We start from the raw sequence: 25451 nt of genomic DNA, 5'->3' as shown, positions 1-25451 counted from the left end.
TTGACTATCGAGAAATTACTACTGCTAAGTCTCATAGGCAAAAAATGGTATTTTTGTCCCAATACATAAGACTGAGAGCTTATTTAGAAACTAGAAAGGGTTTTCACAGCTAATAGACAATGGTATACTAAATATATTGTTGATAAATTTAAGGCGGTGAGCTCATGGCTCGAACATTTGTAATTATTGATGGAAGTAGTCTGATACATAGGGCTTTTTATGCACTGCCACCGTTGACAACTGCTTCAGGACAACATACTAACGCGGTTTACGGATTTGCTAATATGTTGCTAAAGCTGTTGGCAGACATGCGTCCTGATGCAATTGTCGTTGCTCTTGATAAGGGGAAAAAAACGTTTCGCAATCAGGTCTACGCAGAGTATAAGGCGCACCGCAAGGCCATGCCCAGTGAATTGGCCGAACAATTAAACTTATTTGAAGAACTGCTGACCGCGTTTGGCATCGCTAAGTTAGGGCTCGAAGGCTTTGAAGCAGATGATGTGATTGGCACTCTGGCTGACAAGGCCAGCGTTTCTGGTTTTAATGTTACTATCGTCACCGGCGATAAAGATGCATTGCAACTAATCACACCTTCGGTAAGAGTACTACTAACTAAAAAAGGGATATCCGACCTTGACCTAATGGACGAAACCGCCTTTAACGAACGATATGGTCTGCGCCCTAATCAATTTGTTGACGTTAAAAGTCTTATGGGAGACCAGTCTGATAATATTCCCGGAGTCGCCGGAATTGGCGAGAAGACTGCACTTAAACTCATTCAGCAGTTTGAAAGTTTGGACAACTTGTTAGCCCATGTGAACGAAGTGTCAGGCAAGAAAACACAGGAATTGCTGCGTTCTCAGGCAGACAATGCCAAACTTTCACAGCAACTGGCCAGTATTGTCTGCAACGTTCCTATCGAATACCAGCCTGACACCTATGGCTGGAGCCCGGATGTTGATCGACTGCGCGAGTTGTTTTTGCGACTTGAGTTTCGAACCATGTTGGCTAGGTTAATGCCGTTGCTTCCTAACAATGGGCCGGTGATAGAAGTCCAATCTGAGGCGCTACCGCCAGTTGAAGTCCTGGCAGATACTGCCGACGCGAAAAGACTCCTAGAGCAAATAGAGTCATCTTCAATGACATATTTGCCGCTGTTCGCCGGGCATACACCAAGCCTAGAACTGGCCGGATTGGCATTAGCAGTTGCTGAGCGAACGGTCATTCTCACACCATCAACCCCTGGTTGGGCAGATATGTTGCATTTATTGACTGTGCCTTCACTAGGCAAAGCTACTCATGATGCCAAACTGGCAACTAACTTATGTCTGTCAACTGGACTGACACTTTCTGGCCTAACTTTTGACTCACAAATTGCTGGCTATCTTCTTGATCCTGCAGCAACGCGATATTCTCTGCCAGACTTGGCTGCTACTTATTTGTCCCGCCACACGCAGTGGGAAGAATCTAAACTTCGTCAAGACCCCCGTTACGCTGCTTGGGCTGTTGGTATAGTGCGCGATTTACGCCCTGTGCTGGAGGAACGGATTGAAGCCTCAGGATTGAAAGATTTGTACCACTCGATTGAACTGCCGTTGACTCGCGTTCTGTCTGCTATGGAGATGAACGGGGTTGCTATTGACGCAGACAGCCTGATGGACATGTCTGGCGAATTGGCAGTGCGGATTGAGCAACTATTGTGCGAAATATATGCCATTGCAGGCGAAGAATTTAATGTCAATTCAACCAAACAATTAGGCGCTATTTTGTACGAAAAGCTCGGTCTTCCTATACTCAAAAAAACAAAGACCGGATATTCAACCGATGCAGAAGTGCTGGAAAAGCTATCTGGTCAACATATCATTATTGACAACTTGCTAGAATACCGTATGCTTGCCAAATTGAAATCAACGTATCTCGACGGAATGCATGCCTTGATCTCAGCAGCTACTGGGCGTATTCACACCACCTTTAACCAGACAGTAACAACGACTGGGCGTTTATCCAGTTCTGAGCCCAACCTGCAAAATATCCCTGTCCGCACCGATTCAGGCCGACGGATACGAGAAATGTTCGTGCCTGGCGAGGGATGGGACTATATCTTGTCCGCAGATTACTCGCAAATTGAACTGCGGGTGTTGGCTCATATGTCTGGCGATGAAAACCTGATTGACGCATTCCTTCACGGCCAGGACATTCATACCCGCACAGCAGCCGAAGTGTTCGGTGTGCCTATGTCTGAGGTAACCGGGATGCTGCGTTCTCGGGCTAAAGCAGTCAATTTTGGCATTGTCTATGGTATTAGTGACTTTGGCCTATCACGCGACATCGGCGTTAGCCGTAAAGAAGCCGCGCAGTACATAGACAACTACTTTGCCCGCTATCCCGGTGTTAAACAGTTCATGGATAATTCGGTTGCCGAAGCAAAAAAACAAGGCTTTGTTACGACACTTTTTGGCCGCAGACGCTATTTGCCTGATATTAATGCTTCAAACTTCAGCCTTCGCTCCTTTGCCGAGCGGACAGCCATGAATACCCCCATTCAAGGAACTGCTGCAGACATTATTAAAAAGGCTATGGTTGATGTGTATGACCGGCTAATTAGTGGCGGATTTAAAAGCCGCATTCTGCTGCAGGTTCACGATGAATTGCTGCTTGAGGTAGTAGCTGGCGAGACAGACGTTGTCAGCCGGATTGTTCGCGAAGCAATGGAAGAGGCGGCTGAATTATCAGTTCCGCTTCTCACTGATGTAAAATTAGGAAGAAATTGGGCTGCAGCGAAATAGGAGGGTTGACATGCCTGAACTACCCGAAGTCGAAACCGTCCGGCGCGGATTAATTGGGCTAGCTGGACGTCGCATAGAATCAATTGATATCCAATTGCCACGTTTAATCAAATGGCCGACACCGTCGGAATTTGCTGACTTGGTGACAGGAAAACGTATCTTATCGATTGATCGACGAGGTAAATACCTGTTATTACAACTCGAAGGTGACCTCGCACTCGTCATCCACCTGCGCATGACAGGGCGATTGTATTTGCGGCATGCTGCAGAACCGTCAGACGCCTATACCCGGGTGCTATTTTTCCTGGATACAGGCGATCGGTTAGTGTTTGCCGATACTCGAACATTAGGAACATTGTATCTCATGCATCTAGAAGAATTAAGCCATATTCATGGGTTAGCATCAATGGGACCAGAGCCTCTCAGTTCGGAATTTACCGCCGATTATTTGGCTCGCGCCCTAAACCGGCGCAAGGCGAAGGTAAAATCGCTGTTATTGAACCAAGAGATCATCGGCGGCTTGGGTAATATTTATGTCGACGAAAGCTTGTCACTAGCTGGCATACATCCTGAACGAACAGGCGAGAGCCTAAACCGCGAAGAAATTGAGCGCTTGTTTGCCGCTATTAATCATGTCATTGATGATGCGTTGTCTCATCACGGGACGACTATTCGCGATTATTTAGATAGTAGTGGCAGAGAGGGTGGCCACCAACATCATTTGCAGGTCTATGGAAGAAAAGGTGAGCCTTGCCAAATCTGCGGCAGTGCCATTCAACGTATCGAAGTTGGCGGCCGGGGAACTCACTTTTGTCCTAAGTGTCAACAATAGGGGGGGAGAACAATGTATCAGATTGGATTGACTGGCGGCATTGCTAGTGGTAAAAGCACAGTCAGTCGACTGTTGTCTGAATTGGGCGCGCTCATTGTTGATGCTGATGCGATTGCACATACGGTTGTCACACCCGGTCAGCCCGCATGGCGACAAATTATTGATTATTTCGGTGATCAAATTTTGTTCCCAGATGGTAACATCAATCGCCGCAAATTGGGAGATATCGTATTTAGCGACCCTGAAAAGCGGAAAAGTCTAGAGGCGATTACTCATCCTGCGATTTGGAGCCAAGTCGCGACAGAAGTAAAACTGGCTGAAGCAGCCGGTTATCAAGTCATTGTGTTGGATGTACCATTGCTGCTGGAAACAGACTGGAACCACATGGTGAATGAAGTTTGGGTCGTCTATGTGGATCGTCAGACCCAGATTAACCGCTTAATGGTACGCGACAGCCTTACGCAGCAACAAGCGGAGATGCGCATTGCTTCACAACTGTCGCTTGAGGAAAAGAAGCAACGCGCTGACGTAGTTATTGACAATAGCGGCAGCCCCGAGTCAACGCGGCGTCAGGTGGAAAGATTATGGGAAAGATTGCATTGCGATGCTTAATTCATATTAATTGAATGATTTGCGCAGGAGTCACATACTCTTTTTAAAGTAATGAGCTAAATGTATACGGAGTGATCATATTTGCGTGTATTTTCGAGACTTACGCTCCTGGCGCTGGTTTTGCTTGTAGGCATGCTCGCCGGTTATTTTACTTACACTAGCGAATGGTTTCAAAAAAAGTATATCTATCCATTTCCGAATAGGGACATTGTGTATCAATATTCAATGAAAAACAACTTGGATCCATTTCTGGTCGCGGCCATTATACGCACAGAAAGTAAGTTTCTACCGCGCGCCCGCTCTCCCCGAGGGGCGTTTGGTTTGATGCAGATGATGCCTGAAACAGCCCAATGGGTGGCAAAAGAGTCTAAAGAAATAGACTTTAATTTGGAAAGGCTGGCCGAACCTGAGGTCAGTATCCGAATGGGAACCTGGTATCTCGCCAATTTAAACCGTGAGTTCAAGGGCAACCAAGTGCTTGTACTGGCCGCATATAACGGTGGTCAGGGAAATGTGAAAGAATGGATGCAACGCTACGGTTGGAATGCGTCATTCGCTGACGCCAGCCAGATACCTTTTAAGGAAACGCGTGAATATGTCGGAAAGGTTCTTCATAGTCAAAAGCGCTATGTGGAGCTGTACGGCCGTTAGACGAGGTGGTTATTGTGCGTCAAAAAAGGATTGGAGTTATCCTGGCCTGCGTAGTACTGTTACTGCTGACAGGTTGCTCAACAGATAATAAGACTAAAGAAACTCCTGCCAAGCAGCCTGTTGCGCAGAAAGGCGGCAAGATCGTCTATGGCAGTTTGTATGAACCAGCAACGTTAAACCCTCTTTCTTCTGATATGGTCAGTGCACATGAGGTCGCCAGCCTAATCTTTAGCGGTCTGGTCTATATGAATGACAAAGGCGAGTGGCAGCCTGACCTAGCGTCAGATGTTCCAACTCTGCAAAACGGTGGCGTCAGCAGTGATGGCAGAATAGTTACCTACCGCCTCCGAAACAATGTACAGTGGCATGATGGCAAGCCTTTTTCAGCCGAAGACGTGATATTCACTTGGCGATTGATCATGAATCCAAGAAACAATGTCATCTCTAGAGATGGTTATGATCAGATCGCTTCGATTGAAGCACCGGATAAAACTACGCTAGTTGTTCGCTTTCGAGAATATTATCCGTCATTCCTCAACTTGTTTTCACGAATTTTACCAAAGCATCTGTTGGAAGGTGCTGATTTCGCCAAAGCGCCGTTCAATCGCGCGCCAATAGGGACAGGCCCATTTCAATTTGTTGAGTGGCGAATGGCGGAGGAAATCAATCTGAAGGCAAATCCGAATTATCACCTTGGCAAGCCGGTACTTGACACCATCTCGTATAAAATAATACCTGATATTAATATCCTGCTGACTCAGATCAAAGCTGGATCTGTTGATATCATTGGCAACTTAGATCCCAGTCTGGTTGAACAGGCACGGGCTATTGATGCTTTTCATGTGGTTATGAATCCGACGATGGTGTGGGAACATATCGATCTCAATTTAGACAACGCTCGACTTCAAGACGCAAGAGTACGTCAAGCAATCTCGTTGGCGATTGATCGTCAAGCAATCATCGCAGAGGCGTATCGTAGCGCCGCAACTGCCGCAGCGGCTGATCAATGGCCGGTTTCATGGGCGGCACGTAGTGACTTGACACCATTAGCGCGTAACGTCGAAGCAGCTAAGGAGCTTTTGAATCAGGCAGGGTGGCGGCAAGGCGTGGATGGTATTTTCGCTAAAGATGGAGTACGCCTCAGTCTGTCGCTAATCACAACGAGCAACAATAAACAGCGGGAGACAGCCACTCGACTGTTGTCACAGCAGCTACGCGAAGCCGGTGTGGAATTAACGCCGCGATTTATTGAAATACCGGCGTTATTTACCGATGTCTTGCCAGGACGCCGCTTTGAAAGTGCACTGTATGCCTGGTATTTGGGGCCAGATCCGGATAATAGTAGTCTCTGGCACTCGCGAAATATTCCCGGTCCCAGTAACGCTTATAAAGGCAAGAACTATTCAGGTTGGCGTAATGCCGAGGTTGATCGACTGTTAGATCAGGCCGCCCGTACCGTTGAGGCAGACAGTCGCAAGCAGATATATTACCGCATTCAGGAACTGTACGCTCAAGAAGTCCCGGCAATTCCTTTGTATTTTCATTCAAACATCGGCATTGTTAAGAAAACTGTACTAAATTACCGTCCAAATGCCTCGCCAGCGGGAAATTTATGGAATGCTTGGCAGTGGGCGCATGCAGCAAAGTAGAAAACAACAATAAAATAATTTGCGAAATATAGCTTGACGCTTTTATGGGATTATGGTAAGATAATTTACGTCGCTGAGATGTGACATTAAACAATGCGGTCGTGGCGGAACGGCAGACGCGCTAGCCTCAGGAGCTAGTAGGGGCAACCCTGTGGTGGTTCAAATCCACTCGGCCGCACCATAATTCCCAAGTCACGCGGTAGTGGCGGAACGGCAGACGCACCAGCTTGAGGGGCTGGCGGGGGCAACCTCGTGATGGTTCAAATCCATTCTACCGCACCAGAAAGAATAAGACCTGCACAGTAATGTGCAGGTCTTATTCTTTCTGTGTGTCCAATATCTATAGCTATTTGCTTTTTGTATATTGTATACAATTGCCATGAGGCCAATATTTATCAGCTCTGAGCTGATTTAGGAAAAATACAATCGACAATGCCCCGAAAATGGCAGGAATCAAGCTCCAATCAGCGAAATAAAATACGAGTTAAAATGAAATATTATTACAAGGAGGAAGACAATGATTTGGCTTGGTGGATTAATCGTTCTACTGACATTTGTTGCAATCATTAAAAAGTATGAAACCCGAATGGTTCTGTTCCTGTCTGGTCTACTCATGGCTATCCTGTCCGGAAAACCGCTGGAGGCAATAACTGCTTTCCAGGCCGCAATGATTAATGGCGGTTTGGTACCGGTTATCTGTACTGTGATGGGCTTTGCCTTCGTCATGCGTCTTACTAAGTGCGACAGCCATCTGGTACACTTGCTGGCCGGTCCTCTTACTAAATTCCGCGCGATTCTCATTCCAGGCGCCGTTTTAGTTACGTGGACTATCAATATTGCTTTGCCTAGCGCCGCAGCAGTTGGTGCTATTCTAATTCCGGCGCTGATGGCGGCAGGCGTTCATCCGGCTATGGCTGCTAGTGCTGTACTGGCAGGTACCTGGGGCAGTGTCATTAGCCCTGGCAACTCCCATAATCCTTTCGTTGCGAAACTGGCTAACGTCGACGTCATGACAGTTATCGCGACTCTGTCCTCAACTGCTTTGATCACTGCTGTCGTGGTAGCGATTGGTCTAACCATCACCGCGTTTGTCCGCAAGGAGAACCAAGGCTATACAAGTGAAGTGACATTATCCGATAAGGATGAATTCAAGGTAAATATTCTTAAGGCAGTTGTGCCGATGGTACCGCTGATTTTGTTAGTATTGGGCAGTAAGCAGCTTCATGTCATTCCAGAGGTGACGGTGCCGCAGGCTATGATTTTCGGCGCGATTCTCGGCTTTGTTGTTACCTGGCAGAATCCGCAAGAAATCACCAAACAATTTTTTAACGGCATGGGTGATGCCTATGGGAATGTTATTGGTATCATCATTGCCGCTGCTGTCTTTACAAAAGGCATGGAACTGATTGGATTGACTGGTTCCCTAATTGCTGTTATGAAGAATTCCCAGTCTATCGCCAAATTTGCAGCTACTTTTGGTCCCTTCGTAGTCGCCATCTTATCTGGTTCTGGTGATGCCGCCGCACTTGCTTTTAATGGCGCGATTACACCACATGCTAAGCAATTCGGCTATGGCATTATTGAAATGGGTTCAACAGCCCAAATGGTTGGTGCACTGGGACGTTCCATGAGTCCGGTCGCTGGCGCTGCCATTGTCTGTGCGCAATTGGCAAAAGTTAGCCCGATTGAAATGACCAAACGGAATGGTCCAATTATGCTGCTTGGAGCCATTGTAATGATGATGGGCATGCTGTAAACATAGGTTTTCACAGCCAGCAGCGTCTTTGCTGCTGGCTGTTTCTACAAAAATAGTATCAGGAGGTTATTTCTATGAACTTTACCATTTCTAATGAACTTGCCGCCAAAATGGTTGAACGTCGTCGTGACATTCACAAATACGCTGAAGCAGCCTGGACTGAATTTCGCACCGCGTCGCTCGTAGCTGATACTCTTGAAAGATTAGGTTATTCAGTGCAAGCCGGCGATGAAGTTATTGCTGAAGAAGCTATGATGGGCGTTCCCTCGGTGGCAGAACTTGAGTGTCATATGGAACGGGCGCTTAGTCAGGGTGCGAATCCGAAATGGGTTGAAAAAATGCGCGGCGGAAAAACCGGCGTAGTTGGATTAATGAAATTTGCCAAACCTGGCCCGACCGTCGCCCTGCGTTTTGATATGGATGCGAATGATGCCAACGAAAGCACAGATGCTAAACATCGTCCGCAACGTGAAGGTTTTGCGTCAGTCAATAAAGGTGCTATGCATGCCTGTGCCCATGATGGTCATACTTCGGTTGGTTTGGCAGTTGCCGAACTTTTGGCCGGCGCTAAGGATCAACTGGCAGGTACGATTAAGCTTATATTCCAACCGGCGGAAGAAGGCGTTCGCGGTGCCAAAGCCATGGTTGTCAAGGGTGTAGTCGATGATGTGGACTACATTATCGGCATGCATTTTGGCATGCAGATGAATAAACTTGGACAGATTGCTTGCAAAACATACGGCTTCTTAGCCACAACCAAGATTGATGCGACCTTTACAGGAATACCAGCCCATGCTGGCGCCGCGCCGGAAAACGGTCGCAATGCGCTGCTAGCTGCTGCGAATGCTTCAATCAATCTGCACGCGATCTCTCGTCACAGTCAAGGTATTTCGCGTATCAATGTCGGCGTTATCCAGGCTGGCTCTGGCCGTAATGTCATTCCCGCTAACGCGGTTATCAAGCTGGAAACCCGTGGTACCACTAGCGTTATAAACGAATATATGAGTGGAGAAGCTGTGCGGGTTATCGAAGCTGCCGCTGCTATGTATGGAGTTAGTGTCTCAATGCAGGAAATGGGTGGAGCAGCAGGTTGTGAAGCTAATGAAGAACTGGTGACCCGCTTGCGTAAGTATGCTGAACAATCCAACATCTTTACCGAGTTGGTTGATGCAGCTAATATTGGCGGCAGTGAGGATTGCACATACTTCATGGAACGGGTGCAACAGCGTGGCGGTAAGGCTGCCTATATCTCGATTGGTACAGAACTCAGCGCCGGACACCATGACTTCTTCTTTGACTTTAATGAAGATGTTATGGCAAAAGCGGCCGAATTCGTCAGTGGTTCAGCCGCCGATTTGCTGACCAATCCATAATTTTTTTACTTGACATATAGTTGTCTAGTTGCTAAAATACTAATAATATAATAACCTTTAAATGGTCCTGTGAGGCCGTGAAGGAAGACTTCTGCATAGCATGCAAGCCTTTTTGTGTCCTCACAGACACAAAAAGGCTTTTTAGTACCCGATCCTTTAAGCTGATCCTGCGAGGTTAGCAAGGATTAGCGGCCCTCTGGTTATACCGCTAAACTCCTTGCTTCGCAGGCAGGGAGTTTAATTTTTTGGAGGAGTGACTGCCATGATGAATGCTGGAGCAACGCCGAAGACCAATCACCTTCTCGGACTCCGGGAAACCGATGTTTCCAGAATTACGGACATCCTTGATACGGCTCGCGAAATGAAAAATATTATTAATCGGGATATCAAGAAATTGCCGACTCTTCGCGGCCGCGCAATCGTCACCTTGTTTTTTGAACCTAGCACTCGTACCCGTACTTCTTTCGAACTAGCAGGTAAATATCTTGGAGCTGATGTGGTTAATATCACGGCAGCTGCCAGTAGCGTTGTTAAAGGTGAGAGTCTACGAGATACCCTTTTAACTGTTGAGGCGATGGGGGTAGACGCAATCGTCATGCGGCATTCGGCCGAGGGGGCGGCTCACTTTGCCTCGCAGCTTGTCAAACCAGTCATTATTAATGCTGGTGATGGAGCGCACGAGCACCCAACACAAGGGCTCTTGGACTTATTTACGATTCGGGAACGTAAGCAAAACCTTAGCGGACTGAAGGTCGCGATTCTGGGAGATATACTGCACAGTCGAGTGGCTCGCTCGAACATATGGGGTCTACAAAAGTTTGGGGCTGAAGTCCATGTCGCAGGCCCAACGACACTGATGCCTGTCGACATTGAGAAAATGGGCGTAATTGTGCATCACCGAGTGGAAGATGCGATCACAGACGCAGATGTTATCAACGTGCTACGGATACAGAAAGAAAGACAGGAAAAAGGCTTATTTCCCACCGCCCGCGAATATGCTCGCATTTTCGGCGTAAACGCTAAGCGACTAGCCTTAGCCAAGCCAGATGCTATGATAATGCACCCAGGCCCGATGAACCGAGGACTTGAAATTTCCCACGATGTGGCTTATAGCAATCAGTCATCGATCCAAGAACAAGTGCAGAATGGGGTTGCCATCCGTATGGCGACGCTATTTCTGACGTTGACAGGAGGGAAAACGCTTGAAACTATTAATTAAAGGTGGACACGTCGTTGACCCAGCCAACGGAATTGACCAAATTGCTGATATTGTTATTGATGGACAGAAGATTATCGGTGTTGACTTAGGTCTGTCAGATCAAACTATCTCGGGAGGCGCAGAAATATTTGATGCTACAGGCTTGGTAGTTTGTCCTGGACTTATCGATATGCACGTGCATCTGCGCGAACCTGGACTCGAGGCCAAAGAAGAAATCCGCACAGGTTCCGAGGCAGCAGCCGCGGGCGGTTTTACCGCAGTTGCTTGCATGCCAAATACCAAGCCAATTGTTGATAACTCGATCATGGTTTCCGGCATACTGGAGCGCGCTCGGCGCGAGGCAGCTGTCCATATCCATGTCATCGGTGCTTTGACCAAGGAGCAGGCAGGTAAAGAACTCGCCGAAATCGGCGACATGGTGCAAAACGGCGCAGTCGCGCTGTCAGATGATGGACACTTTGTCGAAGACGCGCGTGTGTTTCAAACAGGCTTGTCCTATGCTTCCATGTTTGATATTCCAGTCATTAGTCATGCTGAAGAGGAATCGCTCGCCGGCGAGGGCTGCATGCATGAAGGGCTAGTCTCAACTATCTTGGGGGTAAAAGGCCGTCCCGCTGTCGCGGAGGAAATTGCTGTCGCCAGAGATATTCTGCTGGCTGAATATGCGAAAGCACGGCTGCATATTGCCCATGTTAGCGCCGCTGGCGCTGTTGAGCTTATCCGCCAGGCAAAACGCCGCGGCGTTAAGGTGACAGCAGAAGCTACCCCGCATCATCTCTCGCTAACCGATGAAGCGGTATATGGTTTCAATACCGCCACCAAAGTCAACCCGCCGCTCCGGTCAGCCGATCATGTCCGCTCTCTGATTGACGGATTAAAAGACGGAACGATCGACGCTATCGCTTGCGATCATGCGCCGCACGCGCCAGAAGAAAAAGATGTTGAATACCGCATTGCGGCTAATGGCTTCACTGGTCTAGAAACATCACTAGGCGTAATACTGACAGCTCTATATCACAGCAAGGAATTGACACTTAATCAAATCGTGCAACTCATGTCAGTCTCGCCGGCGGCGATCCTCGGTGTGACGGGCGGGAGCCTGGCGCCTGGGGCGACGGCAGACATCACTGTGTTCGATCCAGACAAGGAATGGATCGTTGACAGCAAACATTTCTACAGTAAAGGAAAATCTACACCCTTTGACGGCAAAACACTAAAAGGTAAAGCTGTCGCCACAGTGGTGGCAGGTCAATTTGTTATGAAAAACGGGGAGGTTCTATAATGGAAGGAAAGCTGGTCCTTGCCGACGGCAGTGAATTTTACGGACAAATCCTTGATGAGGCAGTCGGCTGTGGTGAAGTAGTGTTTACCACAGGAATGACCGGCTACCAGGAAGTGCTGACCGATCCATCCTATTGCGGTCAGATCGTGGTCATGACATATCCTTTAATCGGCAACTATGGTGTCGTCAGTCAATTTGATCAAAGCCGCAAACCCTTTGTCAGGGGGTTCGTCATTGACCAACTCTGCGAACAGCCTAGCAATTGCCGGACAGAAGGGACGCTTGCTGAGTATCTGCAACAGCGCAAAATTCCGTGCATCTACGGGATAGACACTCGCGCTGTAACCCGAGCTATTCGCGTTCATGGCACGATGCGCGGCGTAATCGTACCGCATAATACTACTAAAGCTGAGATTAAAGCCTTGCTTGCCAAAGACAATCAAAACGGACTTGTTAAACAAGTTACTACAGATACAATAACCCATATTCCGGCAAATGGACCAAGAGTCGTTGTTATGGACTTTGGCATTAAGAAGAATATTCTTCGCTCGCTGCAAAAATTAGGTTGTGATCTGTATGTCGTCCCTGCTGACATCGACGCAGCCGGTATTAAAGCATTAAACCCTGATGGAATATTCCTCTCTAACGGCCCGGGCGATCCTAAGTCAGTCATGGGAGCGGTCGAGACCATTAAAGAATTATTAACATATAAGCCGATTTTCGGGATTTGCCTGGGTCACCAACTGCTGGCTTTGGCCTTAGGCGCCCAAACCTATAAACTCAAGTTCGGCCACCGCGGCTCAAATCATCCGGTGAAAAATCTCGCAACTGGGCGAGTGCATATCACGGCTCAAAACCATGGATACGCTGTTGAAGAAGAATCCTTAACAGGATTAGATATTGAAATCACCCACCGCGCAGTTAATGATGGTACGATCGAAGGCTTACGTCACAGCAGCCTGCCGATCTTCTCAGTTCAGTTTCATCCTGAAGCTTCACCTGGTCCGGATGATAGCGAGTACTTATTCGATCAGTTCATGTCATTGCTAGTACACTAAAGGAGGGCCGCAGAATGCCGAAAAAAGAACATATTAAAAAAGTCCTGGTCATTGGCTCCGGTCCGATCGTCATCGGACAGGCAGCTGAATTCGATTATGCAGGCACACAGGCTTGCCGGGCCTTACGAGAAGAAGGGATTGAAGTAGTACTGGTAAACTCCAATCCAGCCACTATTATGACAGATACAGCTATGGCCGACCGTGTCTACATCGAACCACTGACTGTCGATTTTATCACTGAGATCATTCGCAAAGAACGTCCAGATGGTCTACTTGCCACCCTCGGCGGTCAAGTTGGATTAAATTTGGCTGTTGGCCTGGCCGAACGCGGCGTACTGCTCGAACATGGCGTTGAAATGCTTGGTACGCCACTATCGGCGATCAAGAAGGCTGAAGACCGGGAACTATTTAAAGACACTATGCAGGAACTTGCTCAGCCTGTGCCGGAAAGCGCGATTGTTGAGAGCATTGAAGCTGGACGTGATTTCGCACGTAAGACCGGCTACCCGTTGATTGTCCGTCCTGCTTATACCTTAGGCGGCACAGGCGGCGGCATTGTCGCCAGCGAAGCAGAACTTGACGAAGTGCTAAACCGCGGCCTCAAGGCTAGTCTGATTGGTCAGGCTTTGATTGAACGCAGCGTCGCCGGCTGGAAAGAGATCGAATACGAAGTCATGAGAGATGCGGCTGACAACTGCATAACAGTCTGTAATATGGAAAATATCGACCCTGTAGGAGTCCACACCGGTGATAGCATTGTTATCGCACCGTCGCAGACTCTAACTGACCGTGAGTACCAGATGCTGCGTGCGTCTTCCCTTAAAATTATTCGTGCACTGGGAATAGAAGGTGGGTGCAACGTGCAGTATGCACTTGACCCTAATTCCAGTCGCTATTATGTGATTGAAGTTAATCCGCGCGTTAGTCGATCGAGCGCTTTGGCATCGAAGGCAACCGGCTACCCGATTGCCAAGATGGCTGCCAAAATAGCACTTGGTTATCGGTTGGACGAAATTGAAAATGCGGTTACCCAAAAAACCACCGCTTGTTTTGAACCTGCTCTCGATTATGTCGTGGTAAAGTTCCCACGCTGGCCATTTGATAAATTTGCCATCGCCGATCGAACCCTTGGCACCCAGATGAAAGCCACCGGCGAAGTCATGTCCATCGCCCGTAGCTTTGAGGCAGCCTTGCTGAAGGCGGTTCGCTCGCTAGAAATTGGTTTGCATCACTTAAACTTACCAGGACTGCGGGAACTGAATTTGCAGGAATTGCTGACCAAAGTCACGGCAACCAACGATGAGCGTTTGTTCGTTATCGCCGAGGCATTTCGCAAAGGAGCTCAAATTGACGAAATCTTCGACGTGACTAAAATCGATCGCTTCTTTTTGAATAAAATTGCCCGTATTGTAGAATTGGAGAACAGCCTTAGTCAGGAGGGCCTGAATACCGAGTTGCTGCGCACTGTAAAACAAGCCGGGTTTACTGATATTGCCATCGCGGAATTGACTGGAAGCACAGCCGAAACGGTGGAGTCACTGCGCCGCGAACTCGCGCTGAAACCCTGCTACAAGATTGTTGACACCTGCGCAGCTGAGTTTGAAGCTGCTACCCCGTACTACTACTCTGTTTACGCACAGGAAGATGAAGTTGAGACAACTGATAGCAAAAAAGTTTTGGTCCTGGGATCTGGGCCGATCCGTATCGGTCAGGGGATTGAGTTTGACTATTGTTCAGTTCACTCTGTCATGGCTCTGCGCGAAAGCGGCGTAGAATCGATTATTATCAATAACAATCCGGAAACTGTAAGTACAGATTTCGACACAGCTGATCGGCTCTACTTCGAACCGCTGACAGTCGAAGATGTTATGCATGTGATTGAAAAAGAACAGCCGGCTGGTGTCATCGTTCAGTTCGGCGGACAGACAGCTATTAATCTTGCTGCTCCATTGGCGAAACGAGGAGTCCGCGTTTTGGGCACATCGGTAGAAGATATTGACCGTGCCGAAAACCGTGAGAAATTTGATGCGCTCCTAACAGAGTTGTCAATTCCTCGCCCGGCTGGCATAAGCGTAGTTAACGCTGAAGAAGCGTTGGCTGGTGCGAACCGTATCGGTTATCCAGTAGTAGTGCGTCCGTCATATGTTCTTGGCGGTAGAGCGATGGAGATCGTCTACAGTGATGCTGAATTGTCCGAATACATCAGTCGAGCGGTTATCGCCTCCACAGGTCACCCGGTTCTGATCGATCGGTATATGCAAGGAACTGAGGTAGAGGTGGATGCCATTTCAGACGGGGTTGAAGTATTGATTCCAGGCATCATGGAGCACATCGAACGCGCCGGAGTTCACTCAGGTGATAGCATTGCTGTGTATCCACCCATGACTCTCAACCAAAAAGAAATTGATACTATCTGCGACTATACGCGCCGCTTGGCTCTCGGTCTCAACGTAAAAGGCCTGATCAATATTCAATATGTTATCGTCGATAATACCGTTTATGTGATCGAGGTTAATCCTCGGTCAAGCCGCACAGTGCCCTTCCTCAGCAAAGTAACCGGCGTTCCGATGGTGGCCATGGCGACCGATATCTCGCTGGGCAAACAACTTGCTGATTTTGAATTTGGCACAGGTCTACTGCCTTTTAAGCCGTATACTGCGGTCAAAGCGCCAGTATTCTCCTTCGCCAAGATGCAGCAAGTCGAAACCTCTCTCGGGCCAGAAATGAAATCTACCGGTGAAGTTATGGGAATCGACTATCATAAATCTCGTGCGCTGTATAAAGCACTTATCGCATCTGGCCTAAGTGTGCCTAATGAAGGAACTGTCTTATTCACCGTAGCAGACAAAGATAAACCGGAATGTGGTGAACTGGCTGAAGGTTTTTCCTCACTTGGCTACAAGCTGGCTGCCACAAAAGGCACGGCAAGCTATCTGCAGGGACTTGGTCTCGAAGTTGAAGCCGTGTCAAAGGTTAGTGACGATGGCGGCCCCAGTATTATCGATTTGATTCGGCAAGGACGAATTCAAATTGTTATCAATACCCTGACCCATGGCAAAGAACCTGTCCGTGATGGCTTCAAAATCCGCCGAACCGCGGTTGAACACGGCATTCCGTGTCTGACATCGATTGATACGGCCAAAGAAGTTCTTCATGTGCGCAACGCGGTTGATCATAGGCGTCTGGTCTATGTTCTGGCTTTACAGGACTATGTCGGAGGCGAGAGCGATTATGTCTAAACTATGTGATACAACTGTAAAAGAGCACATTTGGCTTGCGCCAGATGTGCGCCTCTTAGTCCTGCATGCGCCTGAGCTTGCGCAACAGGCTAAGCCAGGACAGTTTGTTCATATCAGAATCGGATCAACCCAAGACCCGCTGCTGCGGCGTCCAATCAGCATCTGCCAAGCTGACCCGGAGGAAATGAGTATTACCCTGGTATATCGAATCGCCGGCAGAGGAACGCAAATGTTGGCTGAGGCCAAAATCGGTGATATGCTTGACTGCCTAGGTCCACTAGGACATGGTTTTTCGCTGAACAGCGAACGACCTTTGTTGGTGGGCGGAGGGATGGGGCTAGCGCCGCTAGTATTTCTAGCTCAGCAATTGTGTCCGCGACGGGTTAGTATTGTGATGGGTGGCAGGAGCAAACAAGAACTGTATTGGACAGATTTATTTGAGTCTCTGTGTGATAACATACACATCACTACGAATGATGGATCCCTTGGTCGGCAGGGTGTTACCCTCGACATGCTGCCTGAGTTATTGGCAGATGGCGACTATGATCGTATCTACGCCTGCGGTCCTCGTCCCATGCTAGAGGGTGTCGTCCGTGCGGCTCAAGCATATGGCATTCCCAGTGAATTGTCGCTCGAAGAACATATGGCCTGCGGTATCGGCGCTTGCCTTGTTTGTACTTGTGACACTGTTGGCGGGCGGAAGAAAGTCTGCAGTGACGGTCCTGTCTTTCCTGGCGAAGATATTCGATTCGATTAGGAGGCAAAGTATGAGTAGATCAGCTGACATTATTGTCGCCCTTGATGTAACTAGCATAGCTGATGTCAAACGGTTAGTGGAAGAATTAGGCGATAGTGTAAATACCTATAAAGTCGGCATGGAGCTGTTTTATAGTGCTGGACCTGAGGCAGTACATATGGTTCGCAGCGCTGGCAAAAACGTTTTTCTCGACTTGAAGCTGCATGACATCCCCAACACTGTTGCCCAAGGCGCAAAAGCATTGACTAGTCTCGGTGCAGATTTCATTAGCATCCATGCAACTGGTGGTTCCAATATGATGCGGGAAACGGCGCGCATTGTCGGAACGGCTGCAGCATCACAAGGCTTGACTCGGCCCAAACTCTTAGCCATCACCGTTCTGACCAGCATTGGTCAAACTGAATGGCAGGAGCTACGCTTTCCCGGCGATATCGGTGACCAGGTTGTACATCTGGCGAAGCTGGCGCAACAGGCCGGCATTGATGGCGTGGTGGCCTCACCCCAGGAAGCTGGTAATATACGTCGCGCCTGTGGCGATAATTTTCTTATCGTCACCCCGGGAGTGCGCCCGGCCGGTTCGGCTATCAATGACCAAAGCCGTATCGCAACCCCCTCCGGCGCAGTCAAAGCAGGCGCCAACTATCTCGTTATTGGCCGCCCAATCACAGCTTCTGCTAATCCGCGCGCGGCAACAGAAGCCATTAGACAGGAAATGGAGGCATGTTCATGACTGAAAGTGAAGTCAAATCCTTGCTAGTCGAAACTGGTGCTATTCTTGAAGGTCACTTTTTACTTACTTCCGGACTGCACAGCCCAATGTATGTCGAAAAGTTTCAAGTTTTACAGCACCCGCGCCATACCGCTGCCCTCTGCGCTGCGTTGGCTGAACGCTTCGTAAATGATGCTGTTCAGGTCGTCATCGGCCCTGTGACAGGCGGCATTCTTTTGGCGCATGAAGTGGGTAAAAGCCTGAATACGCGTGCCATCTTCGCTGAACGTGAAAATGGTGTTATGACTTTACGGCGCGGCTTTACCATTGAACCAGGAGAACGCGTTTTGGTAGTTGAGGATATCGTTACTACTGGAGGCTCAGTCCAGGAAGTAATCGACGTTGTTAAATGTGCCGGCGGGATAGTAGTGGGCGTGGGGATCCTGGTGGACCGCAGTGGCGGCAAAGCTGATTTTGGTGTTCGTTCTGAGGCCTTGCTGCATCTGGATATTCAAACATATTCTCCTGAGACTTGCCCGCTTTGCGCAAGCAATACCCCAATCACCAAACGTGGCAGCCGAAAAATATAGTTAGAATACTAGCTGCGGTGAAGAAAACGCGAGAACCGTGATGCAAACGCGTGATCATTTCAAATAATACAGATCAATGCTGTTGCATCATGGTTAATCTTATGTTATCATTTAAATCTGTCAGAGATATACTGACAAACGCGGAAGTAGCTCAGCGGTAGAGCATCGCCTTGCCAAGGCGAGGGTCGCGAGTTCGAATCTCGTTTTCCGCTCCATACAGGGGTATAGCTCAATTGGTAGAGTAGCGGTCTCCAAAACCGTTGGTTGAGGGTTCAAGTCCTTCTGCCCCTGCCAGAAAACCTAAGGAATTCTTCATGTTTGAAGGGTTCCTTTTTTCGTTCTGGACTGGTGACTTAGGATTTTAACATACACCTGCCAACCCTCATGTCTAATACCCGCCACACGGCGGAACTTGCTAAGAGGGCAAGAGTGTTGATATAATGTAATATGAGAGTCAGGGTTAATTCCCTGACTCTCATATTTCCATTGTATCAACAGCACATATTAAAAAGGATTAAAAGAAAACACTCGTGCATTATGACTTGAATATAATACCTTCTGTTTTCTCTTCTTTGTTATGGGAGTATTCTGTGAGTAATTGGACAGCATTTCAGCGGATACTCTTGGATATGGAGTGCCATCGGCTTTCTTTATATTGTCATTTTCTATCCATCGTTTAATATCAGACGCTGTGAATCGGGTAGGTAATCTCTCTGCATCTACAGCTAACTTCAACTCTTCAATGAGAGCATAATCACACATTATAATCGTGCTGGTCGTCTTTTCTTGCATCGCTAATCATTTCTCCTCTGTTCTACTTCCTATACGATACTTCTAATTATAGCAAATAAAGTATAATGAGTGAAGGTGCGTCAATATTTCAAGGTGTTTTGCAAGCCAGATTGAAATGCTCTTGGAGCAGATAGGAGCTATCGCCACTTTCTTGGTAGCCTTTTATTTCTCTACGAATTGCACGGATGCTAAAGCTAGTTATATGATTGACCAAAGACCATATCTGGCTTTTGACAATTTGGATGGGAGTAACTAACTATATAAAAAAAGCTACTTCTGTGTTGCTTAATGTTATTGATTGCCTATAAATACAGCAATACCAAGGCTTGTAAGTTGCTTGTATTTAAGCGAAAATACTGATAACAGTAATGGCATTCAATAAGAAACAAGGAGTAAATCCTGCCACGGCTTTACTTACAGCTTGCTCAAACAGCCACCGAATGTTCATGCCTCTCGTAATGATATTGGACAGCTGAATAGCAAAAATCAGACTATGGTTAACTAAAATAATAGCCATTTTCGCCTTTGGACACCACCCTGCGAGTATGCTATAATCATTGCAAGACATGAGCAAATAGCATACTGATCGAGCAAACCCTTGATTCTGCTGGGTTGGAGTTCGAAACTCACTCCATACAGGGGTATAGCTCAATTGGTAGAGTAGCGGTCTCCAAAACCGTTGGTTGAGGGTTCAAGTCCTTCTGCCCCTGCCAGAAAAAGTAGAGAATTCTCATGTCGAGAGGTTCTCTACTTTTCATTTTTTGGGGTAGATTTTTGGACTTTCCCGTACACCTGCCAACCCTCATGCCTAATAAAAACACCGTCTATAAATGGGTGCAACAGTATAGCGAAGATCCGGAGCAAGCATTTCAGGGATCAGGCAGCAACTGTTTTCAGATGATAACCCGACTACTTTTACTAAAAGTAGAACAGGTGAAAGAAATAAATGGTGTTATTAATATAGTTTATATTCGCCGAACAGGATGAGCATAATTTTATAATAATCATAATTTGGAATAATGAAAGAAATTATATTTTGCTTAGAAAGGATATTATTTATATGAAAGTTGAAGTCATAGAGTATAACAGCGAATGGCCAAACTTATATCTGAAAGAAGCTGAAAAAATTAGAAATATACTTGGAAATGAATTGGTTGATATTTACCATATTGGAAGCACATCAGTAGAAAATTTAAGAGCTAAACCAATTATTGATATTATGCCTGTGGTAAGGGATATTACAAAAGTTGACGATTATAATAAAGCGTTTGAAGCAATGGGCTACGAGCCAAAAGGCGAATTTGGTATGGTCGGCAGAAGATATTTTAGAAAAGGGCTGGAAAACAGAACCCATCAAATTCATATATTTGAAAGAAGTAACTCTAATGATATTGAACGACATTTAGCTGTTCGTGATTATTTAAGAACACATTCAGAGGATGCATTTGAGTATGGAGAACTAAAGAGTAGATTAGCCACTATGTTCCCTTCGGACATTGAGGCTTATTGTGATGGTAAAGATAACTTTGTTAAGGAATTAGAAAGAAAAGCGTTAGAATGGTATCACCTCGCAAAACGAACTTATAATCAGTAGAAACATTTTAACAACAAACATGCCTAGCAAAGCCAAACTTAAAATGGATTTTTATAAGGAGAATAACGAAAATATTTGATTATAGAATATAACCTCCCGCTGATTTTAAACAATTGTTGGATTTATATAAAGCTTTAGGATGGAATTCACTCAATTTAACAGCTGATGAGTTGAAACAAATGTGTATACATAGTTGGTATTCAGTATATGCCTTTAAGGAGAATAAGTTGATAGGTATGGGGCGTATTATATCTGATGGAGTATTACAGGAGTGATATGCGGTGTTTGCGTGTTGCCCAATTATCAATCTAGAGGAATTGGTAAAGAAATAATAAGCAGGCTGATTCAATACTGTGAACAAAAGCGGGTAATTCCACAGTTACTCTGCGTAGATAGTTAGAGCCTTACTATGAAAAAATGGGATTTACAAAATTTTCTATTGGTATGACACGAGATGTTAAGTGTTAATTTAAAGCTTGTGACTCGGGTTAGAGGTTGGCAAATTTATATTTAACGAGGTAACATTCATGTGCAGAATATCAAATGCTGAACCAAATGATGTTGACGCAATATTTGCATTGATAACTGAACTTGAAGAAATGCAGTTTGACAAAAAGCAGTTTACTACAGTTTACAACGAAAACTTACAAAATCCCAATGTGTTCTATTTTGTTGCACGCATGAATGAAAAAGCAGTTGGTTTTGCAAGCTTGCATATGCAAAAATTGTTACATCACACAGCCAATATTGCAGAAATTCAAGAGCTAGTTGTAACAAAACATTATCAAGGAAATGGAATAGGTAAACTTCTGTTTGACGAAATCAAAAAAGTTGCTATTTCTGAAAATTGTTTACAGCTAGAGGTATGCTGTAATAAAAAAAGAGTTGATAGTCATACTTTTTACGAACTACAAGATATGAAAAGCAATCATTATAAATTTTCTTTACCGATTAAAAATATAATTGCGAAAAATGATCATACTGTATAGAGTGCCGATTGGCAGTGGATACGAGGTTATTATATTTTGTGAGGTGAAGTAAAATGAATCAAATAATCATGTTAGATATAAATTTTCAATATCAAAATGAAACTCGGACGATACATCCAGTTTTATTGTTAAGCACTAATGATGTTGTTTTAGTGGATTGTGGATATCCTGGTTTTTTACCTTTATTAGAAGATGAGATGAAATCAAAAGGTATTAATCCCGATTCATTAACGAAAGTATTGATTACTCATCACGATGATGATCATATGGGAGCTTTATTTGAAATTAAAGAAAAATATCCAAATATTAAAGTTGTGGCAAGTTGCGTAGAAAGTGAGTATATTTCTGGTACGAGAAAATCACTACGCTTGTTGCAAGCAGAAGAAATGTTGAATGTGTTGCGGGAAGAACAAAAACAATTTGGAATTCAATTCTGTAAATCTTTGCGGAAAATTAAACCTGTCTCTGTAGATATAAAGGTTAAGAATGGAGAGTATTTTGATTGGGCTGGTGGTTGTGAGATAGTAGATACTCCAGGACATATGCCAGGACATATTTCTTTATATCTAAAGGAGAGTAATTCTGTTATTACAGGAGATGCTGCAGTCATCGATGACAATAAACTCATTATCGCAAATCCACAGTTCACGCTAGATTTAGACATGGCCAAAGATTCGCTTAATAAACTTATGTCTATGGATGCAGATAGTTATTATTGCTATCATGGTGGAAAGTTTGAGAACCAGAGAAGATGAGCAATAACTAGGTGTAGCTAGTCCTGTTAACTGCACCTAGTTAATATTCTCGAAAAGGTGGTTTCTCCCTTTTGAGCATCAAAAACTAATTTATATTTTGTGAGAGTGATTTGCATGGAGAAAATAAAAAGTTGTAGCGAAGAAAAGGCGAATTATATTCACAGACGTTTACAAGAATACAATAGCCGATATATTACGGATTGTGAAGAACTGTCTTACTGTATTGAAAATGAAAATGGAGAATGCATTGCCGGAATCGTTGCATCAAGAGATTTGGACTGCATTACCATTGACTACTTATTTGTCGATGATGCATATCGAAAAAAAGGATTTAGCTTACCTTGAAACGCAAGCTGTGTCTGCAAAAAGAATTATCTTAAATACATTTGGTTTTCAAGCACCGGCCTTTTATGAGAAACATGGTTATCAATTATTTGGAAAGATCGAGCCATGTTTTAATGACTATGGATAATATTTTTTCAAAAAAGAGCTGTAACAAAAGGTTATGAGCATAACACTTCACAGAACCACTAATTTTATACAGAGGGATATATTTGACTTATCCCGGTGCACATACCCTAACTTCCCTGTATTGGAGCCAGCCGTCCGTGTGTGAATGGAGCCAAGGCAAAGCTGGAATTTTGTATTGAGCCAATCAAACAAGGGACTACTGTGTTTATCGCTTTCGCACAATACCAACTCACAGATATCATCGAAAGACGTTGTTCATCAACGTTGATAGGAATTAGATAGTATAACAATAAGCTAAGATTGTTGAGTATGCAGTAGCTAAAGCAACCTTCAAGATATTTAAATTGAATTTATATACGGAAATAACTTTAGAAGTTTATACATTATGCTAATTTCGCAGGGCGGTTTTTTGATAGCAAAATTTTTAAGTAATAGTGAATTAAAAGGATTTATATGGAAAATGGCGAATACATAATACTGTAACAAAATTTAAGGCAATAGTTGGAGGGCTCAACATGGCAACAGAAAGCTTAGTGGAAAAACAAGGTGAAAAAAAGATTAGTTGGGAAGCGTTTGTTAAGCAGGATGTACTTAATTTCTTAATGCAGCATAACTTACAGTCGATCACAGTGGATGACGGCGCTGGTAAGAAAGCGGTTATCAAACATACCTCGAAAGGCGATTTTTCAGTACAGATCACATCAAACGAAATACTATAGTAAAAAGTTGACACCCACAGACGCGCGTCTGTGGGTGTTTTTTGTTCAATTCTTCGCTCTAAACACTTCGTCGCGCAATTGCAGCCATATCATTTGATACAAGGCGTTGTACTTTGGTGTTGTGCGAATACTTTCAATGTCGCGCGGTCGCGGCAGATCAACTGGAATGATAGTTTTGATCTCGCCGGGACGAGCGGTCATAATTAATACCCTGTCGCCGAGACAGAGGGCTTCATCAATGCTGTGGGTGATAAATACCGTTGTCTTGTTGCTGCCTTCCCAAATTCGCAATAGTTCTTGTTGCAAAAGTAGTCGATTTTGTTCATCGAGAGCACCGAACGGTTCATCCATCAACAGGATTTCCGGGTCGTTGGCAAAGGCTCGGGCGACGCTTACGCGTTGCTTCATTCCGCCCGATAGTTGGCATGGATATGCATTCGCAAATTGGGTGAGGCCGATCATGCCAATGTAATAGTCAGCTATTCTAGCGCGTTCACGTTTGGGAATCCTTCTCATACGCAAGCCGTATTCCACATTCTGTCTGACTGTCATCCAGGGGAAGACGCTTTGCTCTTGAAAAACCATCGTGTTGAGGGGGCGGCTTGTGTCTGTTGCTTTAATGCTGACTTCACCGCTGGAGCAGTTTTCAAGACCTGCCAGAATACGTAATAAGGTACTTTTACCGCAGCCGCTAGGCCCTACGATGCAGAAAAATTCGCCATCTTTGATAGTAAGCGTAACGTCATGCACAGCAATGAGCCCTGACTCGTGACTGGCAAATACTTTGCTAACATTATTTAAAGAGATGCGGATGTCTTCATCCAAAGTGGTCACCTCCTAGCGGCAATGCTGTTTCCAAGGCAACACCCAGCGTTCAATGGCGTCAAGCATAAGTGTGAAGAGATAGCCGAGAAAAGAAAGCACGATCAGCGCTACAAACATTTGTTCTATATCGAACATATCGTATGACCGCCAAATCATCCAGCCGACGCCTGCCTTTGCGGCCGACATTTCGGCTGCGACGACCAGAATTAGTGCCATGCCCATGCCTAGCTTTAGGCCGGCAAAAATCATTGGCAGGGCACCAGGAAAGGCGACTGTTATATAGAAATCTTTGCGGCTAGCACCAAAGTTTTTCGCTACGTCTAGATAAATCTTTTCAATATTCAGCACACCCGCCACCGTATTGATGACCACTAGGTAAAAAACCCCGATCGCAATCGTGAATACTTTGGATAGCTCGCCAATGCCGAATACCAAGAGGATAAACGGCATGATTGCCAATTTTGGAATCGGATATGTAGCTTGGATCATTGGTTCTACTGCAGAGCGGATAAGTGGTGATAAACCCATGCTCATTCCAATCAAAATACCTGGAATGGCGCCAGCTGCAAAACCGATAAATATCCGCTCAACACTGATAGCTGTATTGTAAAGTAGTTCGCCAGATATCAACAGCGGAATGAAGGATTTGAAGATCAGTGATGGGCTGGAGAATAGTCTAATGTCGATAATGTTGACGCGAGCGAGAATTTCCCAAAGCAACAGGAGCGTCAGCGGTGACAATACAGACAAGAGACGGATGGCGGCAGAATTATCTTTGTTCTGTCCTGGCATC

At 45.8% G+C, this 25451-nt stretch carries 23 protein-coding genes, 5 tRNA genes and 1 pseudogene; 25 read left to right on the top strand and 4 right to left on the bottom strand.

What is annotated here, in order from left to right:
- The first annotated feature begins 164 nt into the window (after positions 1-164).
- The 18 genes from polA (at position 165) to AXX12_RS06110 (ending at position 18807) form a co-directional block, all read left to right on the top strand.
- Positions 165-2786, top strand: coding sequence for a DNA polymerase I (gene polA, locus AXX12_RS06195; protein ID WP_066239606.1), 2622 nt, complete (start codon positions 165-167; stop codon positions 2784-2786).
- A gap of 10 nt (positions 2787-2796) precedes the next feature.
- Positions 2797-3618, top strand: coding sequence for a bifunctional DNA-formamidopyrimidine glycosylase/DNA-(apurinic or apyrimidinic site) lyase (gene mutM, locus AXX12_RS19010; protein ID WP_066239603.1), 822 nt, complete (start codon positions 2797-2799; stop codon positions 3616-3618).
- Between the two features lie 12 nt (positions 3619-3630).
- On the top strand, positions 3631-4230 hold the full coding sequence (gene coaE / locus AXX12_RS19005; RefSeq protein ID WP_066239601.1) for a dephospho-CoA kinase: 600 nt from the start codon (positions 3631-3633) through the stop codon (positions 4228-4230).
- 81 nt (positions 4231-4311) lie between these two features.
- On the top strand, positions 4312-4881 hold the full coding sequence (locus tag AXX12_RS06180) for a lytic transglycosylase domain-containing protein (RefSeq protein WP_066239598.1): 570 nt from the start codon (positions 4312-4314) through the stop codon (positions 4879-4881).
- A 14-nt stretch (positions 4882-4895) separates the two neighbouring features.
- Complete coding sequence (locus AXX12_RS06175; RefSeq protein WP_231881815.1) at positions 4896-6530, top strand: peptide ABC transporter substrate-binding protein; 1635 nt, start codon at positions 4896-4898, stop codon at positions 6528-6530.
- Positions 6531-6625: 95 nt separating this feature from the next.
- Positions 6626-6711 (top strand) — tRNA-Leu (locus AXX12_RS06170).
- A gap of 15 nt (positions 6712-6726) precedes the next feature.
- A tRNA-Leu gene (locus AXX12_RS06165) sits at positions 6727-6812 on the top strand.
- Positions 6813-7047: 235 nt separating this feature from the next.
- Positions 7048-8286 (top strand): C4-dicarboxylate transporter DcuC, encoded by a 1239-nt coding sequence (dcuC, locus tag AXX12_RS06160; protein ID WP_066239595.1) that lies wholly within the window; start codon positions 7048-7050, stop codon positions 8284-8286.
- Between the two features lie 74 nt (positions 8287-8360).
- On the top strand, positions 8361-9659 hold the full coding sequence (locus AXX12_RS06155; protein ID WP_066239592.1) for an amidohydrolase: 1299 nt from the start codon (positions 8361-8363) through the stop codon (positions 9657-9659).
- Between the two features lie 262 nt (positions 9660-9921).
- Positions 9922-10878, top strand: a complete 957-nt coding sequence (locus AXX12_RS06150) for an aspartate carbamoyltransferase catalytic subunit (protein WP_066239589.1) — start codon at positions 9922-9924, stop codon at positions 10876-10878.
- Positions 10862-12160 (top strand): dihydroorotase, encoded by a 1299-nt coding sequence (locus AXX12_RS06145; RefSeq protein ID WP_066239586.1) that lies wholly within the window; start codon positions 10862-10864, stop codon positions 12158-12160. Before AXX12_RS06150 ends, AXX12_RS06145 begins: the two co-directional genes overlap by 17 nt.
- Entirely contained in the window at positions 12160-13218 is a 1059-nt protein-coding gene (carA, locus tag AXX12_RS06140) for a glutamine-hydrolyzing carbamoyl-phosphate synthase small subunit (protein ID WP_066239583.1), read from the top strand. The genes AXX12_RS06145 and carA overlap by 1 nt, the downstream gene beginning before the upstream one ends.
- 14 nt (positions 13219-13232) lie before the next feature.
- Positions 13233-16457, top strand: coding sequence for a carbamoyl-phosphate synthase large subunit (carB, locus tag AXX12_RS06135; protein WP_066239582.1), 3225 nt, complete (start codon positions 13233-13235; stop codon positions 16455-16457).
- Positions 16450-17214 carry a dihydroorotate dehydrogenase electron transfer subunit gene (locus tag AXX12_RS06130; protein ID WP_066239579.1) on the top strand — a complete coding sequence of 255 codons (765 nt, stop codon included), beginning with the start codon at positions 16450-16452 and terminating at the stop codon, positions 17212-17214. Before carB ends, AXX12_RS06130 begins: the two co-directional genes overlap by 8 nt.
- A 10-nt stretch (positions 17215-17224) precedes the next feature.
- Positions 17225-17944, top strand: a complete 720-nt coding sequence (gene pyrF, locus AXX12_RS06125; protein WP_066239576.1) for an orotidine-5'-phosphate decarboxylase — start codon at positions 17225-17227, stop codon at positions 17942-17944.
- A complete protein-coding gene (pyrE, locus tag AXX12_RS06120; protein ID WP_066239574.1) occupies positions 17941-18513 on the top strand; it encodes an orotate phosphoribosyltransferase in 573 nt (190 codons plus the stop codon). The genes pyrF and pyrE overlap by 4 nt, the downstream gene beginning before the upstream one ends.
- A gap of 140 nt (positions 18514-18653) precedes the next feature.
- Positions 18654-18728: transfer RNA gene (locus tag AXX12_RS06115), tRNA-Gly, on the top strand.
- 3 nt (positions 18729-18731) lie between these two features.
- Positions 18732-18807 (top strand) — tRNA-Trp (locus AXX12_RS06110).
- Positions 18808-19017: 210 nt separating this feature from the next.
- Here the strand turns inward: AXX12_RS06110 and AXX12_RS06105 are convergent.
- The gene (locus AXX12_RS06105; RefSeq protein WP_066239569.1) at positions 19018-19305 is read right to left on the bottom strand and encodes a hypothetical protein; all 288 of its coding nucleotides are present in this window, start codon (positions 19303-19305) and stop codon (positions 19018-19020) included.
- A 343-nt stretch (positions 19306-19648) separates the two neighbouring features.
- Positions 19649-19822 (bottom strand): hypothetical protein, encoded by a 174-nt coding sequence (locus tag AXX12_RS19215; protein ID WP_156478594.1) that lies wholly within the window; start codon positions 19820-19822, stop codon positions 19649-19651.
- 120 nt (positions 19823-19942) lie between these two features.
- On the opposite strand from AXX12_RS19215, the gene AXX12_RS06100 reads away from it, so the two are divergent.
- The 7 genes and pseudogenes from AXX12_RS06100 to AXX12_RS06070 all read left to right on the top strand — a co-directional run bounded on the left by AXX12_RS06100 (position 19943) and on the right by AXX12_RS06070 (position 23833).
- Positions 19943-20018: transfer RNA gene (locus tag AXX12_RS06100), tRNA-Trp, on the top strand.
- 347 nt (positions 20019-20365) lie between these two features.
- Complete coding sequence (locus AXX12_RS06090; RefSeq protein ID WP_066239565.1) at positions 20366-20899, top strand: GrpB family protein; 534 nt, start codon at positions 20366-20368, stop codon at positions 20897-20899.
- A gap of 113 nt (positions 20900-21012) precedes the next feature.
- Positions 21013-21367 (top strand): annotated as a pseudogene (locus tag AXX12_RS20275) (GNAT family N-acetyltransferase).
- A gap of 59 nt (positions 21368-21426) precedes the next feature.
- Complete coding sequence (locus tag AXX12_RS06085) at positions 21427-21888, top strand: GNAT family N-acetyltransferase (protein ID WP_066239562.1); 462 nt, start codon at positions 21427-21429, stop codon at positions 21886-21888.
- 53 nt (positions 21889-21941) lie between these two features.
- The gene (locus AXX12_RS06080) at positions 21942-22643 is read left to right on the top strand and encodes an MBL fold metallo-hydrolase (protein ID WP_066239559.1); all 702 of its coding nucleotides are present in this window, start codon (positions 21942-21944) and stop codon (positions 22641-22643) included.
- Between the two features lie 114 nt (positions 22644-22757).
- Positions 22758-22988 carry a GNAT family N-acetyltransferase gene (locus tag AXX12_RS19210; protein WP_156478593.1) on the top strand — a complete coding sequence of 77 codons (231 nt, stop codon included), beginning with the start codon at positions 22758-22760 and terminating at the stop codon, positions 22986-22988.
- A 641-nt stretch (positions 22989-23629) separates the two neighbouring features.
- Entirely contained in the window at positions 23630-23833 is a 204-nt protein-coding gene (locus AXX12_RS06070) for a hypothetical protein (RefSeq protein WP_066239555.1), read from the top strand.
- A gap of 45 nt (positions 23834-23878) precedes the next feature.
- Here the strand turns inward: AXX12_RS06070 and AXX12_RS06065 are convergent, their stop codons facing one another.
- Positions 23879-24658, bottom strand: a complete 780-nt coding sequence (locus tag AXX12_RS06065; protein WP_066239552.1) for an ABC transporter ATP-binding protein — start codon at positions 24656-24658, stop codon at positions 23879-23881.
- Positions 24659-24670: 12 nt separating this feature from the next.
- A complete protein-coding gene (locus tag AXX12_RS06060) occupies positions 24671-25450 on the bottom strand; it encodes an ABC transporter permease (protein ID WP_066239549.1) in 780 nt (259 codons plus the stop codon).
- Position 25451 lies beyond the last annotated feature (1 nt).

Source organism: Anaerosporomusa subterranea, from assembly GCF_001611555.1.
Lineage (GTDB): Bacteria > Bacillota > Negativicutes > Sporomusales > Acetonemataceae > Anaerosporomusa > Anaerosporomusa subterranea.
This window is presented reverse-complemented; position numbering and strand designations above follow the sequence as displayed.

Coding starts and splice junctions, on each gene's coding strand:
- carA (WP_066239583.1), top strand. CDS start 12,160: ATGGAAGGAAAGCTGGTCCTTGCCGACGGCAGTGAATTTTACGGACAA.
- AXX12_RS06070 (WP_066239555.1), top strand. CDS start 23,630: ATGGCAACAGAAAGCTTAGTGGAAAAACAAGGTGAAAAAAAGATTAGT.
- AXX12_RS06130 (WP_066239579.1), top strand. CDS start 16,450: ATGTCTAAACTATGTGATACAACTGTAAAAGAGCACATTTGGCTTGCG.
- AXX12_RS06060 (WP_066239549.1), bottom strand. CDS start 25,450: ATGCCAGGACAGAACAAAGATAATTCTGCCGCCATCCGTCTCTTGTCT.
- pyrE (WP_066239574.1), top strand. CDS start 17,941: ATGACTGAAAGTGAAGTCAAATCCTTGCTAGTCGAAACTGGTGCTATT.
- AXX12_RS06090 (WP_066239565.1), top strand. CDS start 20,366: ATGAAAGTTGAAGTCATAGAGTATAACAGCGAATGGCCAAACTTATAT.
- AXX12_RS06080 (WP_066239559.1), top strand. CDS start 21,942: ATGAATCAAATAATCATGTTAGATATAAATTTTCAATATCAAAATGAA.
- coaE (WP_066239601.1), top strand. CDS start 3,631: ATGTATCAGATTGGATTGACTGGCGGCATTGCTAGTGGTAAAAGCACA.
- carB (WP_066239582.1), top strand. CDS start 13,233: ATGCCGAAAAAAGAACATATTAAAAAAGTCCTGGTCATTGGCTCCGGT.
- dcuC (WP_066239595.1), top strand. CDS start 7,048: ATGATTTGGCTTGGTGGATTAATCGTTCTACTGACATTTGTTGCAATC.
- mutM (WP_066239603.1), top strand. CDS start 2,797: ATGCCTGAACTACCCGAAGTCGAAACCGTCCGGCGCGGATTAATTGGG.
- AXX12_RS19210 (WP_156478593.1), top strand. CDS start 22,758: ATGGAGAAAATAAAAAGTTGTAGCGAAGAAAAGGCGAATTATATTCAC.
- AXX12_RS06150 (WP_066239589.1), top strand. CDS start 9,922: ATGATGAATGCTGGAGCAACGCCGAAGACCAATCACCTTCTCGGACTC.
- AXX12_RS06105 (WP_066239569.1), bottom strand. CDS start 19,305: ATGCAAGAAAAGACGACCAGCACGATTATAATGTGTGATTATGCTCTC.
- AXX12_RS19215 (WP_156478594.1), bottom strand. CDS start 19,822: ATGGCTATTATTTTAGTTAACCATAGTCTGATTTTTGCTATTCAGCTG.
- polA (WP_066239606.1), top strand. CDS start 165: ATGGCTCGAACATTTGTAATTATTGATGGAAGTAGTCTGATACATAGG.
- pyrF (WP_066239576.1), top strand. CDS start 17,225: ATGAGTAGATCAGCTGACATTATTGTCGCCCTTGATGTAACTAGCATA.
- AXX12_RS06155 (WP_066239592.1), top strand. CDS start 8,361: ATGAACTTTACCATTTCTAATGAACTTGCCGCCAAAATGGTTGAACGT.
- AXX12_RS06085 (WP_066239562.1), top strand. CDS start 21,427: ATGTGCAGAATATCAAATGCTGAACCAAATGATGTTGACGCAATATTT.